This window comes from Arthrobacter sp. 7Tela_A1 (assembly GCF_049311065.1).
Classification (GTDB): Bacteria; Actinomycetota; Actinomycetes; order Actinomycetales; family Micrococcaceae; genus Arthrobacter_B.
In genome coordinates this window covers 1-16,181 of record NZ_JAXIOO010000040.1, presented here as the reverse complement: position 1 = coordinate 16,181, position 16,181 = coordinate 1, and the positions used below count along the sequence as shown (strand labels likewise).

General features: G+C 61.3%; 15 protein-coding genes. 7 read left to right on the top strand and 8 right to left on the bottom strand.

Going from position 1 to position 16,181, the window contains the following annotated elements; all coding sequences use genetic code 11:
* The first annotated feature begins 1 nt into the window (after nucleotide 1).
* On the top strand, nucleotides 2-874 hold the full coding sequence (locus tag TVB01_RS14110) for an ABC transporter permease (RefSeq protein ID WP_422456543.1): 873 nt from the start codon (nucleotides 2-4) through the stop codon (nucleotides 872-874).
* Between the two features lie 3 nt (nucleotides 875-877).
* Nucleotides 878-1,606, top strand: a complete 729-nt coding sequence (locus TVB01_RS14105; RefSeq protein WP_422456542.1) for an ABC transporter ATP-binding protein — start codon at nucleotides 878-880, stop codon at nucleotides 1,604-1,606.
* Nucleotides 1,607-1,745: 139 nt separating this feature from the next.
* Here the strand turns inward: TVB01_RS14105 and TVB01_RS14100 are convergent, their stop codons facing one another.
* Together TVB01_RS14100 and rfbA are read right to left on the bottom strand one after the other, a co-directional pair.
* Complete coding sequence (locus tag TVB01_RS14100; RefSeq protein WP_422456541.1) at nucleotides 1,746-3,737, bottom strand: DUF6541 family protein; 1,992 nt, start codon at nucleotides 3,735-3,737, stop codon at nucleotides 1,746-1,748.
* A gap of 76 nt (nucleotides 3,738-3,813) precedes the next feature.
* Complete coding sequence (gene rfbA / locus TVB01_RS14095; RefSeq protein WP_422456540.1) at nucleotides 3,814-4,683, bottom strand: glucose-1-phosphate thymidylyltransferase RfbA; 870 nt, start codon at nucleotides 4,681-4,683, stop codon at nucleotides 3,814-3,816.
* 152 nt (nucleotides 4,684-4,835) lie between these two features.
* Between rfbA and TVB01_RS14090 the strand changes: the two genes are divergently transcribed.
* The 3 genes from TVB01_RS14090 (at nucleotide 4,836) to TVB01_RS14080 (ending at nucleotide 7,971) form a co-directional block, all read left to right on the top strand.
* Nucleotides 4,836-5,975 carry an acyltransferase family protein gene (locus tag TVB01_RS14090; protein WP_422456539.1) on the top strand — a complete coding sequence of 380 codons (1,140 nt, stop codon included), beginning with the start codon at nucleotides 4,836-4,838 and terminating at the stop codon, nucleotides 5,973-5,975.
* 155 nt (nucleotides 5,976-6,130) lie between these two features.
* The gene (locus tag TVB01_RS14085; protein ID WP_422456538.1) at nucleotides 6,131-7,393 is read left to right on the top strand and encodes a hypothetical protein; all 1,263 of its coding nucleotides are present in this window, start codon (nucleotides 6,131-6,133) and stop codon (nucleotides 7,391-7,393) included.
* On the top strand, nucleotides 7,390-7,971 hold the full coding sequence (locus TVB01_RS14080) for a hypothetical protein (protein WP_422456537.1): 582 nt from the start codon (nucleotides 7,390-7,392) through the stop codon (nucleotides 7,969-7,971). The genes TVB01_RS14085 and TVB01_RS14080 overlap by 4 nt, the downstream gene beginning before the upstream one ends.
* Before the next feature lie 86 nt (nucleotides 7,972-8,057).
* Here TVB01_RS14080 and TVB01_RS14075 read toward each other — a convergent pair whose 3' ends face one another.
* Genes TVB01_RS14075 through TVB01_RS14050 form a run of 6 tightly spaced genes read right to left on the bottom strand, consistent with a single transcriptional unit; the run spans nucleotide 8,058 to nucleotide 13,494 of the window.
* Nucleotides 8,058-9,149 carry an NAD-dependent epimerase/dehydratase family protein gene (locus tag TVB01_RS14075; RefSeq protein ID WP_422456536.1) on the bottom strand — a complete coding sequence of 364 codons (1,092 nt, stop codon included), beginning with the start codon at nucleotides 9,147-9,149 and terminating at the stop codon, nucleotides 8,058-8,060.
* A gap of 24 nt (nucleotides 9,150-9,173) precedes the next feature.
* On the bottom strand, nucleotides 9,174-10,061 hold the full coding sequence (locus TVB01_RS14070) for a glycosyltransferase (RefSeq protein WP_422456535.1): 888 nt from the start codon (nucleotides 10,059-10,061) through the stop codon (nucleotides 9,174-9,176).
* Between the two features lie 46 nt (nucleotides 10,062-10,107).
* Entirely contained in the window at nucleotides 10,108-10,482 is a 375-nt protein-coding gene (locus TVB01_RS14065) for a DUF2304 domain-containing protein (RefSeq protein ID WP_422456534.1), read from the bottom strand.
* Between the two features lie 2 nt (nucleotides 10,483-10,484).
* Entirely contained in the window at nucleotides 10,485-11,222 is a 738-nt protein-coding gene (locus TVB01_RS14060; RefSeq protein WP_422456533.1) for a glycosyltransferase family 2 protein, read from the bottom strand.
* Nucleotides 11,223-11,281: 59 nt separating this feature from the next.
* Nucleotides 11,282-12,250 (bottom strand): glycosyltransferase family 2 protein, encoded by a 969-nt coding sequence (locus TVB01_RS14055; RefSeq protein ID WP_422456532.1) that lies wholly within the window; start codon nucleotides 12,248-12,250, stop codon nucleotides 11,282-11,284.
* A gap of 20 nt (nucleotides 12,251-12,270) precedes the next feature.
* Nucleotides 12,271-13,494 carry a hypothetical protein gene (locus TVB01_RS14050; RefSeq protein ID WP_422456531.1) on the bottom strand — a complete coding sequence of 408 codons (1,224 nt, stop codon included), beginning with the start codon at nucleotides 13,492-13,494 and terminating at the stop codon, nucleotides 12,271-12,273.
* A 206-nt stretch (nucleotides 13,495-13,700) separates the two neighbouring features.
* Between TVB01_RS14050 and rfbB the strand changes: the two genes are divergently transcribed.
* Together rfbB and TVB01_RS14040 are read left to right on the top strand one after the other, a co-directional pair.
* Nucleotides 13,701-14,699: a dTDP-glucose 4,6-dehydratase gene (rfbB, locus tag TVB01_RS14045; protein WP_422456530.1), complete on the top strand. Its 999-nt coding sequence runs from the start codon at nucleotides 13,701-13,703 to the stop codon at nucleotides 14,697-14,699.
* Nucleotides 14,700-14,703: 4 nt separating this feature from the next.
* A complete protein-coding gene (locus tag TVB01_RS14040; RefSeq protein WP_422456529.1) occupies nucleotides 14,704-16,128 on the top strand; it encodes a sugar nucleotide-binding protein in 1,425 nt (474 codons plus the stop codon).
* Nucleotides 16,129-16,181 lie beyond the last annotated feature (53 nt).

Genomic DNA, 16,181 nt, shown 5'->3' with positions numbered 1-16,181 from the left:
TTTGTCCGCCGAAGCTCTTCAGACGCCGGGACGTGGCAGCGGATTCGCTGATCTGTTCCGCTCCCGCTTCCTGCTGAAACTGCTGGTCGCCAAGGAACTGAAGGTCCGGTACCGGGGTTCGGTGCTGGGTCTGCTCTGGTCCTACGTGAAGCCGGGCGTGCAGTTCATTGTCTTCTACGTAGCCCTCGGCGTCTTTCTGGGCCTGGAGAGGAGCCCCGGCAACCCCGAAGGTCTGTCGAACTACGCGATCTATCTGTTCTCCGGAATCGTGCTGATCAACTTCTTCACTGAGGCCCTGGGTAACGCGTCCCGGTCGATCGTGGGCAACGGCGGGCTGATCAAGAAGATCTACCTCCCGCGCCAGCTCTTCCCGGTGGCGTCGGTCTGGGTATCCGGCGTCCACTTTGTGCCGCAGATCTTGATCCTGGTGGTCGCCTGCCTGTTCAACGGGTGGCGGCCGAATGCACTCCAGCTCGCGGCGGCGGTGGGCGGTTTTGTCATCGTGGCGCTGCTGGCCACGGGGCTGGGCCTGCTCTTTGGTGCCGTGAACGTGTATTTCCGCGATGCCGAGAACCTTGTGGACATGCTGCTGATGATCGCCACCTGGGCCTCACCGGTGCTGTATTCCTGGACGATGGTGCAGAAGCAGCTCGGTGACACCTTCTTCACCATCTACCAGCTGAACCCGATTACGGTAGGCGTCGAAACGTTCCACTACGCGTTCTGGCTTCCCACGACGGACGGAGCAGAGGCCATCCCTCCGCACCTTCTGTCCATGTGGCTGCCTATTGGCCTGGCCATTTCAGGACTGGTCCTCATGACCGGACAGCTCGTCTTCCGCCGCCTTGAAGGCCGTTTCGCTCAGGAGCTCTGACCCGTGGCAACTGCCATTGAAGTACGCAACATCAACAAGCGGTTCGTCCTGCGCCACACACGTTCGATGAAGGAAGCCTTCGTCTGGCTGATCAAGGGCCGCAAGGGCGACCTGAGCGAGAAGTTTGACGCGCTCAAGGATGTCACGCTCACGGTCGAGCAGGGAGAGACTGTCGCGCTGCTGGGCCTGAACGGTTCCGGAAAGTCGACCCTGCTGAAGCACATCTCAGGCGTTATGCGCCCCGATGCCGGCAGCGTGGGCACCAGGGGACGCGTTGCGGGTCTCATCGAGGTCGGTGCGGGTTTCCACCACGACCTCAGCGGCCGTGACAACGTGTACCTGAACGGCGCCATCCTGGGGATGACCGAGGATGAGATCAACGAGAAGTTCGACTCGATCGTGGAATTCTCGGAGATCGGCCAGTTCATCGACACCGAGGTGAAGTTCTATTCCTCCGGTATGTACCTGCGGCTCGCCTTCTCCGTAGCGGTCCACACGGATCCTGAGGTATTCCTGGTCGATGAAATCCTCGCTGTGGGGGATGAGCCGTTCCAGAAGAAGTGCATCGACAAGATCAAGGAATTGGCCGGTGAGGGCAAGACCCTGGTAGTGGTCAGCCACGACCTTGACCTGGTCTCCCGTATCTGTGAACGCGGCGTCCTGCTGGAGCACGGACAGATCGTCATGGATGCTCCCGTGCAGGAAGTCGTCGACAAGATGCGCGCCGGATAACAGGGGCAGCGGGTCAACCCCAAAGCTTTTGACGTGCCCGTGGCTTGCCGCCGTACGAGTCTTACCAGCCGTCCAGCCGTCCTGCCGTACCAGCAGTCCTGCCGGGGCTGACGGTATGACTGCCGCCCCGGCCTGGAAGTTACTCCTGGCAGCCGTTGAACCTAAACAGCTTCGCTTCTCCCACCTGGTCCACGAGTTCGAAGTCAGGATCCGTATCCAGGTTTTCGATGCCCGGGTAGCGGTGATCCCCGCCGTGAACTTCCCTCTGGCCGAAGTCCAGCACGTACTGGAGGTTTTCGTTTCGCGCGGCGACACATATTTCGGGGATGAGGTCCGCGTCCCGCAGCTCGGTCTCGATCGTAATCGTGTCTTCGGTTACCGTGTCGAGGGTATGCCTATGCGTGGTGTCCCGGTCCGAGAAGGCAAAGGCCAAAGCTCCGCCGGTGTACGGATTGACCGCAATCGTCGCGTCCTCCGGCACGATTTCGTCTATCCGTTCCATGAGTTCCAGTTCGTCAGAAGAGACGAGGGCTGAATCTTCGGACAGTACGTACATTTGTGATGCACGCCAGATTGCGTCGTCCATGTTCCGGCCCTGGGTCAAGGGCAGCAGAACCAGTAAACCTGCCAGACCTGCCGCGCCTGCGCTTACGGCACGCCCCCGCGGCGTCAACGAGTCAAGCACGCGGCCGCCGGGGGCGGAAGCCGCGCGACTGCCCAGCCAGACGAACACCGTGCTCAGCCCGAGTATCGAGAGGGGTGCTGCAAGGAGCGGAAGAATGGCCGCGAGCCGATTCGGATCGTTGTAGTACACGCCGGTAATGAAGCTGCGGAGGGTCGAGCGTTCGAAGCCGGACGCGATCACGAACAAAGCTGTTGCGATCAGATAGGAAGCGGGCAGCCATCGAAGCCGGGGAAGCTTGATGGCGGCTGCCACCCCAATGATCGCAAGGACGCTGGCCAGGAAGGCCACAGGACGTCCGAAGGGCGCGTTGAACAGTGCTTCCCCAAACGCCTGTGCAGAGGACTCGACGGGACCCCAGAATGCGGCCTCTTCCGGCGGCCGAACGAAGTTCCAGACCGCGGCGAACGCCCCCAAGATTATGAGCAGGGCCAGTGTAGGCAGGACAACTGACCGAAGTGGCTCCTTGCCTGCGCTGCGGGCGGCTTGGACATAAAGAGCGTATGCGCCTATCACCAGCGGCACAGCCAGGAGCAGAAGTGTCAGCATGCCGTTGGGATGGGCGAGTGCGATCCCGGGGTAGGCCAGCAACGCGATGAACGCTGCGGCAGGAACCGAGATCCTGGTATTCGGCGCTTGCTGCAGAACGATCGCAGCCAGGCCCAGGCCCGCAGGCACCATGGCCAAGGAGTAAAAGTTTGGGTAGAGGACGCCAAAATCGAGGAGGAGGATCGGGAAGGCGGGAAAACTGGCGATCAATACGCCGCCGGCAATCACCGCGGCTGGAGCGAGCTTCGCGAGCTGCCTGATGGCAAACATTACTGAGAAGGGCCAGAGGGCTGCAGCCACTGCGATATTCGCCGCGTTTACTGCAACCGTGAGCTCCGCTCCGGAGACCTGCGCCACCAGTGATGCGAAGCCGTGCCATCCGGCGGGATAGAACGGAACAGGACCATCGCCTGCAGTCATTCCCGCGACGGAGAGGGAGGACGCGTCACCCGTCTCGAGGATGTAATGAACCGCGTTCAGGTGGAAGATGTTGTCGAAGGACTGGGAAAAGGAATCGGGGTTGCCGAACACCCGGGTCACCTGCCAAACAAGGATCACCGCTGCGACCGCAGTCCCTGCGAAGAATGCCAGCTCCTGGGAGGGGGTTGAAGCCCGCGGCAAGCGTGAGGCCGAGGGCCACCTTCGGTTCACTATCTGACGAACGGCGACGGCCGCGGCAGCAGCAAGCAAAGCTCCGACGACGGGAACAACCGGAGTCCATGCCAACCCGGTCAACGACGCGATTACCGCCCCCACGCTGATCAAGGAAGCGCTAACCAACGGAGCCAATGCGACAGCGTCAAAAGCCCGCAGGCGCAGTGCAGCTGTCACGGCGAATCCTGGCAGGAACAGCACGGCCAAGCTGGTCAGTACTGCAGGGGCGGCGTTGAGCCAGTCCATGGGTGGTCCTTACAATTGACGGCGTCGGTGCTGGACGTGGCCAGCGCCGGGAGAGGCAGAGCGGCCAGGGTGGAAGCTATTTCCCGAACGCAAGGAGACTCAGCAGATACTCGCCGTAGCCACTCTTGACCAGAGGTTCAGCGCGTTGACGCAGTTCGTCGTCGCTTAGGAAACCAGCACGCCAGGCAATCTCTTCCGGTGCACCGATCTTGAGGCCTTGACGGCTCTCGACGGTGCGGATGAAGTTCGATGCGTCGTTCAGGGAATCGAAGGTCCCGGTGTCCAGCCACGCGGTTCCCCGAGGCAGGATCTCGACCTGGAGCCGGCCTTCCTCCAAATATGCGCGGTTGATGTCGGTGATCTCCAGCTCACCCCGGGGGGAAGGCTTGAGCGCGTGGGCCTTCTCGATGACGTCATTGCCATAGAAGTACAGCCCTGGTACGGCATAGTTGCTCTTCGGTACAGCCGGCTTTTCCTCCAGCGAGAGCGCCTTGCCCTCCGAATCGAATTCGACAACACCGTATGCCGTGGGATCAGCAACCCAGAAACCGAACACGGCTCCTCCGTCGACGTCGCTGAAACGCTTCAGCTGCGTACCCATCCCGTGACCGTAAAACACGTTGTCGCCCAGGACCAGCGCCACGGTGTCCTGTCCGATGTGATCTTCGCCGAGGATGAAGGCCTGTGCCAGGCCGTCCGGAGTCGGCTGTTCCTTGTAGGTAAGTGAGATGCCGAACTGCGAACCGTCCCCAAGCAGCCGCTTGAACTGTTCGGAGTCATGCGGGGTGGTGATGATGAGGATGTCCCGGATCCCAGCGAGAATCAGCGTGGAGAGGGGGTAATAAATCATCGGCTTGTCGTAGACGGGGGCCAGTTGCTTGCTGATGCCCCGCGTTATGGGATGAAGTCTGGAACCGGTTCCTCCGGCTAGAATGATGCCACGCATACTAAGAAGTATCGCCTGAGCTCATTAGCCCGCCAAATTATGGTCCCGGGCGGGCTGGCCGGACCCGCGTGCAGGCAGGTCTCTCCGCCCGTCAGAACCCGGTGGCGTAGCGAACATTATTGAATGATAGTTGCCTATGTTCTGGAGGGCTTGTGCCAAGAACCGATCTGTCCGCCAACCAGCTCTGGGTCGGTAAACCCTTCGACAACCGGAACAACAGCCTGAACCTCATTCGGTTGCTTCTGGCATTGACTGTCCTGGTCCACCACAGCTGGCCACTTACCGGGTCAGATTATGAACCCGGATTCGCAGGTGAAACCCTCGGCGGCTGGGCTATAGCTGGGTTCTTTGTTATCAGCGGCTACCTTATTACCGCGAGCCGCTGGTCAAACTCCCTTGGAGACTATTTGGTTCACCGTGTGGCGCGGATCATGCCTGCTTTCGTGGTCTGCCTCGTCGTAGTGGCCTTCGTTTTCGCTCCAATCGGCTACGCGGCCGCCAAGGGCAACCTGGACGGCTTCTTCGGCACAGCAACCACTCCGGCCAACTACGTCTTTGCGAACCTTGGCCTGAAGATGAACGCCTACGACGTCGCCGGTTCACCCTTCAATGTTCCCTACCCAGGCGCCTGGAATGGTTCGCTGTGGAGCCTTTACTACGAGTTCCTCTGTTATATCCTCGTTGCTTTCGTCGGGGTGTTCGCCTTTTTCAGGAAGTCTCCGTGGTTCATGACGGCAGCGTTCGTCCTGAGCGTGGCGGTGGAAGCCAACATTGAGTCTGTCCTTCCCTACCTGCAGGACAATTTTGATTTCCGGCTGCTCTTCCAGCTCCTGCCTTTCTTCCTGGGTGGGGCCGTGGTCCAGGTTTGGAAAGACCGGATCGGTATCCACTGGCTGCCCGCGGTCCTTTCAATCGGCGCAGCAGTCCTGATTACGGCGCTGGTTCCAGAGTGGGGCGGGGCCGCCTCCGCAGTGTTCATCTGCTACGGGATCCTCTGGATATCACTCTGGCTGCCCTCGCCGGCGATCATCAAGAAGAACGACGTTTCCTACGGCCTCTACATCTACGCATTTCCAGTCCAGCAGCTTTTGGCGGTGTACGGCGTCGATCAACTTGGCATCCTTCCATTCACGCTGATCGCAACCTTATGTTCCTTCCCCCTCGCGGCGGCCAGTTGGATTCTCGTTGAAAGGCCCGTAATGCGAGCGGTTCGTGGTCGACGCAAAACGGTCCACCCCAAGGAAGGCACAGGTCAAGCTGAGAAGCGCGACCCCGAGACAGCCGATCGATGACGATTACCGATCCACAACGCAGAAGTCAAAGACAAGTCTCTTCCAGGCCGCCAACTGCCAACCGATATGCAGGGGTCCTGGCTGGGGTTTCGGGCGCCGCAGGACTAGCTGCCGTCACCATCCTGAGGTCAGCGGGGCTGCTCAACGGCTTTGTGATGCTGTTTGTACTTCTGGGCCTCCTTCTGGTGCTGCCGGTGGCCGAAACCCTATCGAGACGGCTTTTGCTCACTCTTCCCGTGCTTCTCGGGGGAGTTTCGTTGCTGTGGTGGGTGCCGTGGCCGGCATTCTTCCCTGACCGCGGCACCCTGGTCCTGGGTGCGGCAGCCGGGGCAGCGGCTGCAGCGGCCGTATTCCGACTGGCCGGAGGGTCCGTGCGGAGGTCCTTGCTGCCGCAGGTGCGGGGAATTGACCTGATCCCTCTTACCGCTGGCCTGGCCGCAGCCTTTGTCCAATGGAATTCGCTGACTGTCCGCCGTGCCGAGGACGCACTGTCTCTCCTGTCCTCCCGGTGGGACCACGCTTCGCACTTCAACATGTACTTCTTGATCCGTCGAGAAGGCCAGGTGATCCCGCTTCTTCCGTCTGCACCCGACGGGAGCGCGTGGTCCTTCTCCGATTATCCTCAAGGTTTCCATTCACTCCTGGCCACGCTTGCTGACCTTGTCCACGGACCATCATGGCGTCCGATGGAAGCAGAACTGGTCAGCTACTCCATTTTGACGGCGGTTGCAGTTGTCCTGTCGACGCTGCTCGTCACCGCCGGACTATGTTCGTTGCCGGCGTTTCGCCGCTCCGCCCTCATCGGCGGGCCGGTCGCCATGGTGATCGCGTGCGGCTGGTCCCTCGGCCCCGGCACCGTTGCGTATATGCATGGGTACGCTAACTTCTTCCTGGCGGTCTCCCTCGCTGCAGCTGCCGTGCTGCTGGCGGTTTCCATGGACCGCCCCGCCATGGGCCTTCCGTTGCTGGCCGCGACCTCCGCAGCCGTTGGGATAGCGAACAACTGGCTGCCGCTGCTCGCTTACCTGCCGGGCGCAGTAGTCATGCTTTGCCTGCCTGGCAGACGCAGCCGATGGGCCGCTGCGAAGTCGCAGGCCGCTGCCGCAGGGACAGTCATCGTGCTGGGACTGATTGGTGCCGCAGTGGCTGTTTATCAGCTCGCTTCAGTCGAAGTGCAGGACATAGTCACGGCTGAGACATCGTTTCCGAATTTTGACGTCGGGGTCCTGTGGAAGCTGCTCGCTCTCTGTGCCGTTGCGTACATTTTGCTGCTGTCACGGAATCGCCGCCAGGGACTGTCGGCGTCCCAGCTGAGGGCAGGGTGGAGCGTTGTGGTGCTCGCCGGCGGGGCAGTGGCGACACTGGCGATGTCTGTCATGCAACTCATCGACCTAGGCACACTTTCTACTACTCAATGAAGCTCATGCTCTCCCTGGAGCTGATGGCATTGGTTCTCGCCGGCGTGGCAGTCATGCATTTCGTTGACGCTGCGGGATTCGGAAGGCCACCGGCTGGGGCCGGCCGGCGGGGAAGACGCAGAAAGCGCCCTGCCCTGTACGCGGCCAGCGCGGCAGCCATGCTAGCAGCGTCCCAGGCGTTTGGCGGGCTGGTGCACGTGCCCGACGCCGGTCTGGCCGCAACGGCCAGCGGCGTTTTGGAAAAGCTGTCCCAAGACAGCATTCGGGAGTCCGGTCCTTCCAGGAGCGTCCTGGCGCTTCTCAACGCGGTCTCCCGGAACACGGGCGAGCCTGCAATGTATTTGACCACGAGCACCACCCAGATGGACCCTGTCCTGGCCCAGCAGTGGTACAGCGCCCTCACTCAGACCTACACCGAACACAACTGGAAATTGTCCTGGCGCATGTTTGCCCTCGAAGAAGGCGTGAGGGGATTTGATGCAGCTGTCAACGCCATCCGGGCTGAGGACCCGGACGCCTTGATAGTCGTGGACCCCTGGAACGAGGAGCTGCTTGCCGAGGTGCTGGCGGGCCGCTGACTAACGCAAGGCAGACACAGGTATGCGCAGCCCCTTTTTGAGGAGCTGCGCATACCTGCAGGTGCCCGCGTGCTGGGCGCGGGGTTCTAGGCGGGCTGGACGTTGGGCTGCTCGTCGATCCAGTGGGCCAGCCGGTCGATGCCCTGCACCAGGTTGAAGCGGGCCTTCCAGGAAAGGTCGCTGGCAGCGGCGTCCACTGACGCCCAGGCATGCCGGACATCCCCTTGGCGGTACTGGCCGGTGACGTGCGGCTCCGGGGCCCCGTAGTGGGCTGCGATGAGGGAAGCGGCCGTGCCAATGGTCTGGAATTCCCCCGAGCCGATGTCGAGGATCCGGTGAGGCGCTGCAGAAGCCGTCGCCGCGGCGACAACGGCGGAGGCCACGTCATCTATCAGGATGAAGTCGCGACGGACGTCACCGTCTTCGTAGAGCGGAATGGACTTGCCTGACTTAGCCATGCGGCAGAACAGCGACATGATCCCCGTGTAGGGGTTGATGAGGGACTGACCCGGACCGTAGACATTCTGCAGACGCAGGATCGCCGGCTCCACCCCGTAGGACTTTGCCCATGCCTGAAGGATGTTCTCTTGCGCAAGCTTGGTTGCGCCGTAGACGCTGACAGGGGCCGGGAAGACCTCGGACGCGTCCATCGCGGTGGGCGTGGCCCCCGGAAAGTCCCACTGCGCCTGTTCGAGCGTCTCGCTCGTGCGCTGCCCCGGGTAGAAAAGCTCACCGGTTTCGTTGTGTCGCCAGGCACCTTCGCCGTAGACCGCCCGGCTGCTTGTCAGGACGATACGCCGCGGCAGCTTTCCGCTGCGGTTCAACGCGTCCAGCAAGGTGGTGGTTCCCACGACATTTGTCATGGCGTGGCGGGTGGACTCCTCGAGGGACTGTCCTGTTCCGGTTTCCGCAGCCAAATGAATGACGACGTCGGGTGCCACATCTGACAGTACGCTGTCCATGAAGTTCGCATCCGTGATATCGCCTACGCGAAGGTCGGCCCCGGCAGCGAGTTCCGCCGGCCGCTGCGCCGAAGGATGGATCTGTGGATGGAGGCTGTCGACGACGACGACCCGTTCGAAAGCAGTGACGAGGGAATCGGAGATTGCACACCCGATAAAACCCGCACCGCCGGTTACCAGGACCGTCCCTGCTGAGTGGTTCTGTGCCGAATTCACTATTATGCCTTTCGTTTAAACCTGTTAGCGGCCGAAGCCGTGCCGAAAGAGGACCCGTGCGGCGGCGGTGTTCTGACTGATCAAGGCCTTGGGCAGTAGGGTCAGCGCGTGGGCACGGGACGTGATCCGGGCGTTGGCAGCACGCTCGGCCTTGAACCAGCCGAGTTCTTTGGCCTGTTCTGCTGCCAGGCTGAAGTAGTCCCGTTCGCCCGCAAAACGCGAACCGTCCACGAGCTTTGACGACGAAGCGCTGGCTGTGTGACGCCGGTAGGAGAAGCACAGCGTGTCGATCAGGAGAAGTTGGTCCCCCTTGAAGATCATGTCCATTACCAGCGCCAGGTCCTGGATAATCGGGAAGCCTTCGCGGAATTCAACGTCGCGGATCTTGTCAACGCGGAAAGCCAGCGACGGCCAGTACAACCAATCGCCGTGGAGGAGATTGGCCGCAAGAGCTTCCCCGGAAAGAATGCGGTACTCGCGTACCCGTGGCTGCACCACGTTTTGCTTGACGGTGTCCACCATGGTTCGTGTAATGCGTCCGTCCTCGTCGATGACTTGGACACCAGGTTGGATGATGGCGGCACCGGGGAATCTCCGATGTCCTTCAATCACCGTCTCGACGTAGTTGGGCAGCAGGACATCGTCGCAGCCCAGAATGGTCATGACCTCCTGGGTAGCCATCTCCACGCATGTCCGGTAGTTGGCCGTAATTCCTTCATTCTGCGGCTTGCGTACGTAACGAATTCGGGGATCGTTTACCCCGGCAAAATATTCTTGGATGGTGGTGTCGGGATATGCGTCGTCCACGACCGTCAGCAGCCAGTCGTCGCTGGTTTGAGCGAGGACGCTCTGGACCGTCTCCATCATGTAGTCCGGATCGCCCCAGTACGGGATGAATATGTCTAGTGGCATGGAAAGGGAATGTACTTTCTACGAATTAATACTGGACGGCGGGTGGCTACTGTGAGTCGGTGGATGAGGGCCCGCTGTTCGCGCCTGCCCTGAGGCGTTCCACCTGTACACGGAGAATGGCCACTTCCTCAGCCAGCGCACGCGTCTCGTCCTCAACTTCCGAGATCTCTACCGAAAGGTGGAGCAGCACCCCGATTGTGAAAACGATCGTAATTGCGAAGAGAAGGTTGGACGGTACCTGCACACCCAGTGCAGTCGCTGCAGCACCCAAGAGACCGGGAAAAACGGCGAAGACCAGGGTGATTACGCCGACGATGAGCCACAGGGCCGCGTATTTTTCACGGAGTTTTTTCCTGCGGACCAGATCGAGGATGTAAACAACGATGATTAGCGGCAGGATAAAGGCTGTGATGAGTGCCACTCTCACACTCCGTTTTGGGTAGGCGGATTTGATTTCTTGCGTGTAAGGGCAAACAGGAGTGCGAAAACAGACCGACCGAGGTAGATGCCGGCCTTGATCGGGTTGTGGCTTGGTTTGCCGCCCTGGCGGATCCGCATTTCCACGGGAATCTGTGTCACCTTGCATCCGGACTTAATCGCGACGACCAAAGAATCTATTGTGTCTCCCAGATATTCGGCCGGGTAATGATCCAGGTATTGGGCCAAGGCACGGCTGTTAGCGGCGCGGAAGCCGCTCGTTACGTCAGTCAGCCGAGTACGGCTCAGACGGGAGATCACCGCGGCGAGCACCTGCATGGCCCATTTCCTGGGCCCGGATACTTTATACGAACCCCGGTCGGCAAAGCGCGCGCCAATGGAGATGTCCGCATCCTGGAGTCCGTTGAGAACGCGCCTGATGTCCGCGGGATCGTGCTGTCCATCCGCATCAACTTGGATGGCGGAGTCATAACCTTCACGAACAGCGAACCGGAAGCCGGCACGCATGGCCCCGCCCACCCCGAGGTTGAACGGCAGGTTGAGTACGGTTGCTCCTGCGGCCGCCGCTGCCTCGCCGGTCCCATCAGTGGAACCGTCGTTGACCACAAGGACATCGAACTTATCCTCGAGGGACAAGACTTCGCGGACGGTGGCGCCTACGGTCTCGGCCTCATTCCATGCGGGCATGATAACCAGCGCACGTTTGTAGGGGGGATTGGCCATATCTCTTAACTTATACCAATTCTAGAGAAGGTTTGCGGATGAAGGGGCCCGCTGAGCGGTCAGCCGAGGCCGTAGCTGCGGGCGGCATAGCGTTGGTACAGAGCCCCGAAGGCGGTTGGCCACAGCTTCAGAAGGGCTGCGCCGCCCGCCAGCACGGGAGCGATCCGGGCTGCCTGGGCAACCATTGGGTACGTCAGTTGTTTCCTGCAATCCGTCAGGACCTGCTTTCCGGTATCGCGGTCCCGGGAGATGACAGCGCTTTGTGCCACGAGCAGGTACATCAGGACCTGCATCGCTGCGTAGGCCGGAGCGAAGGCACCGGTTCGGTAACCGGAGTCCAAGTTGCCCTCCAGATGAGCTTTGACAGTTTCCGTGTCGGTCGTGCTGGGAATCCGTCCCCAGGTGAGGGAGCCGGTTGAGACGTAGTAGCGGTAAAGCGGTTCATCGCACACCTTGACGGCCCTGCTGCGTGCATAAAGGGCCACGTTCATGGTCATGTCCTCAAACCGGTGGGCACCTTCGGGGTATCGCAGGCCCTCAAAGAGCTCCCTGCGATATAGCTTGTCCCAAGGGAAGGGAGTGAGTGCCCCCGTCATCCCCGCGCGGACTGCATCGCCGGTCCGCAGCATACCCTTGGACTTGCTGCTCCGCTGCTTGATCTCTCCGTCCGGGCTGACGAGGAAGTGGCCGCAGACCACAACATCAGTGTCAGCCGTCATGAGGCTTGTCAGCCGGGCGAGGAATTCAGGCAGCATCTCGTCATCCGCGTCCAGAAAGACGAGATAGCTTCCGGTGGCGGCGTCGATCCCGGCATTGCGGGCCCCGGAACTTCCGAGGTTCTCCGGGAGGTCCAGGACCTTGATCCTGGAATCCTGGGACGCCAGCTCCTGCGCGGCAGCGGCGGTCCCGTCCGTCGAGCGGTCATTGACCAGGACGAGTTCCCACGAAGCGAGGGTCTGCCTGCGGACGCTTTCCACGGCTCGGGACAGGACCTCCTGGGCGTTGTAGCAGGGCGTTACGATACTCACCAACGGCGGGTTAGAAAACATCAGCTGTCCTTCTGTTCCGGGATCGTTGGCACAACAACATCAGACGCGCGGCGGCGTATTCCGATAACGTGCACTGCAATCCCCACAAGCGGGCCGGCGATAAGGCTCGCAAAGACCCGCTCGATGAGTGGACCATCCAGCAACAGTGCACCGAGGGCCACCACGGTTGCGGTGACCCATCCGACGGCATAAATCCGGTGCCGGTCTATGGCCAGGGCAATGGTCCCTGTGAGCGTCAGGGCCGCCATGAGGGCTGCCGCGAAGGTCAAAACGGCCATCGTCCACGGGTCAACCCAATAGCCGGGACCGAAAATGAGCATGATCCATGGGCCAGCCAGGGCCGCCAAGGCGGCACCTGCCACCCCGACAGCCAGAATCAGGGCAAGCGGTCGGACCAGCATCCCCAGGCCGCGGTCCCGCGGAGCGTTGACGAAGCGGTTAATCAGTACCGCCTGAAAGGCCTGTAAAGGCAGCATAATGGGGGCACGTGTTAAGGAGATGGCCAGGATCAGGGGCGCAGCGAGTGCATATTCTGCGTCCGGAGTCGTGAACTTCAAGAGCACCGGGTATCCGGTGATGAGTGTCGCCGTCGCTGCCGCCGAAGTCAGGGCGTGCCCCATGCGTCGAATCAGCACGGGCCCCGGGACATCTGACCTGGCACGGGCAGCCTTGCGGGCGTTGGATCCGAAGACAACGAAAAGAAGCCACACGAAGGCGCCTGCGATGCATGCCATTTCTATGCCCGCAAGTCCGGCCGCAAGCAGGGCCACGAGAGTGACCGCCGCCAGCCTGACGAGTGCCTCAGCGGCTGCCAGCCCCGCAAAAAGCTTCCACTCGCGCAGCCCGCCGGCAGCGCCCGCCAGAGACGCATGCCCGGCGTAGGCGACTGCCACCAGACTCATGCCTGCGACCAGCAGCCACGGCTGGCCGCCGGCGAAAAGTTCGCCGGCCCACAACGGTGACGACGCTGCGATGACTAGGGCCGCAGCTATCCCAATCCCCAGCCCGGTGTCCAGGATCCTGGGGCCGGTCCCCGGTGTGCCTCGCTGAACACTGTTGCTGACTGCCCGCGTACCCTCGTTGATGATTCCGGCCAGTATCCCGATGACGAAAAACAGGGCCGCCCAATACGCAAGAAATGAGGCGTTTTCGGCCTCATCCAGGGTACGCGCCGCGATGAACATGACCAGATATCCCGAGGCAGCTGCGATCAGTGAAGACAACCCAACACCGGTGAGTCCTCCGGACTGCCCACTGTCGTTTCCAGTTCTCTTCGCGGAACGTCGAGTCATCCCAGGGGCCTGGGTCCAGGTGCGGGGATAGGGGTGCTCGGCTTACACATTCCACCCAGTCTAGTCCAAGCACAAGCGCCCAGGCTGGAGGATGCAGTGCCGGTCAACCCGTCGCGGGCACAGACTAGAGTGGTGCTATGCACAGACTCCTTGTGACCGGCGGGGCCGGCTTTATTGGTTCGAACTTTGTTCACTACGCGCTGGCCCACACCGACGCGTCCATCACGGTGCTGGACAAGCTCACCTATGCAGGGAACCGTGCTTCTCTCCAGGGACTGCCGGAGGACAGGTTCACCTTCGTGCAGGGTGACATTTGCGACGCGGCCCTCGTGGACCGTCTGGTGGCTGATACCGACGTCGTCGTCCACTACGCAGCGGAGTCGCACAACGACAACTCCCTCCACGATCCGCGTCCGTTCCTGGATACCAACATCATCGGCACGTACACCCTGATCGAGGCGGCCCGGAAGCACGGCAAGCGCTTCCACCACATCTCCACGGACGAGGTCTACGGCGACCTGGAACTGGATGACCCGGAGCGGTTCACTGAGTCAACCCCGTACAATCCCTCCAGCCCGTACTCCTCCACGAAAGCGGGTTCGGACCTGCTGGTGCGTGCCTGGGTGCGTTCCTTCGGACTGCAGGCGACCATCAGCAACTGCTCCAATAACTACGGTCCTTACCAGCACGTGGAGAAGTTCATCCCGCGGCAGATCACCAACGTGATCGACGGCATCCGCCCCAAGCTCTATGGCGCCGGTGAGAACGTCCGCGACTGGATCCACGCCAACGACCATTCCTCCGCTGTCCTCACCATCATCGAGAAGGGCGAAATCGGACAGACTTACCTGATCGGCGCTGACGGTGAGAAGAACAACAAAGAAGTTGTTGAGCTGATCCTGAAGCACATGGGCCAGCCGGCCGATGCCTATGACCAGGTCATCGACCGGCCCGGCCACGATCTGCGCTATGCCATTGACTCCACGCGGCTGCGTACGGAACTGGGCTGGGAACCGAAGTTCTCCAACTTTGAGGCAGGCATTGAAGACACGATCGACTGGTACCGGGAAAACGAAGCCTGGTGGCGGCCGCAGAAAGCCGAAACCGAAGCCAAGTACAAGGTTCAGGGGCAGTAGCGGCATGGTGGAATTCTCCAAGGCGCTCACCGCCCATGAAACCGCGATTCCCGGCGTCGTCCTCTATGACCTGCCTGTCCACGGCGACAACCGCGGCTGGTTCAAGGAAAACTGGCAACGGGAGAAAATGCTGGCGCTGGGACTGCCCGATTTCGGCCCGGTCCAGAACAACATCTCCTTCAACGAGAAGGCCGGCACCACCCGGGGCATCCACGCCGAACCGTGGGATAAATTCATCTCCGTTGCCACCGGTCGAATCTTCGGTGCGTGGGTGGACCTGCGCGAAGGACCGAGCTTCGGTGCTGTGTATACAGCTGAACTGGATCCAAGCCAGGCGATTTTCATTCCGCGCGGAGTGGGCAATGCCTTTCAGACGCTCGAAGACAACACGGCCTACACCTACTTGGTCAATGACCACTGGAGCGCGGATGCGCAGGGCCAGTACACGTTCCTGAACCTCGCAGACGAGACCGCTGCCATCGAATGGCCCATTCCGCTGGAGCAGGCTGAGCTCTCGGATAAGGACAAAGCGCATCCCCGCCTGGCCGACGTCGTTCCGATGGCACCCCGAAAGACCCTCGTCCTGGGCGCTGACGGACAGCTGGGGCGGGCTCTGCGGGAGGCTTATGACGGCGATGCAAGCGTCGAGTTCGCTGGACGGGCCGAGTTCGATCTGGCGGATCCTGCGTCCTATGAGCGCAATTGGAAGAACTATTCCACCATCGTCAACGCGGCCGCCTATACGGCGGTGGACGCAGCGGAGACTCCGGACGGCCGGCGCCTGGCCTGGGAAATCAACGTCACGGCTGTGGCGCGGCTGGCCAAGGTTGCCGCCGCGAACCGGCTGGTGCTGGTGCATGTCTCCAGTGACTACGTGTTCGACGGCACGAACGAAACCCATCCGGAAGACGAGCCCCTCTCTCCGCTGGGAGTCTACGGGCAGACCAAGGCCGCCGGCGACGCCGTCGTGTCTGTCGTTCCGAAGCACTACATTGTGCGGACCAGCTGGGTGATCGGAGAGGGCAGCAACTTTGTCCGCACCATGCATTCCCTCGCCGAGCGGGGAATCAAGCCTTCCGTAGTGAACGACCAGATAGGCCGCTTGTCCTTCACGGAAGACATCGCCACGGCGATCAAGCACCTGCTGACCAGCGGGGCACCGTTTGGAACGTACAACGTCAGCAACGAAGGTCCGGCCCAGTCCTGGGCGGACATCGCTGCGGATGTCTATGCAGCTGCCGGCGGACACCGTACCGATGTCACCGGCGTAAGCACGGCTGAGTACTTTGCCGGGAAAGACGCCGCACCGCGGCCACTGAACAGCGTGCTTCCGCTGGACAAGATTAAGGCGGCCGGTTTCCGTCCGCGGAACAGCGGTGATGCTTTGCACCGCTATCTCGGCTCGCCGTCTAACGAAGTGCGGCAATAGGAAAGTCTCTGCCCAGGCAGAGAAACGGCGTGTCTGCACGATGTGGCAGACAC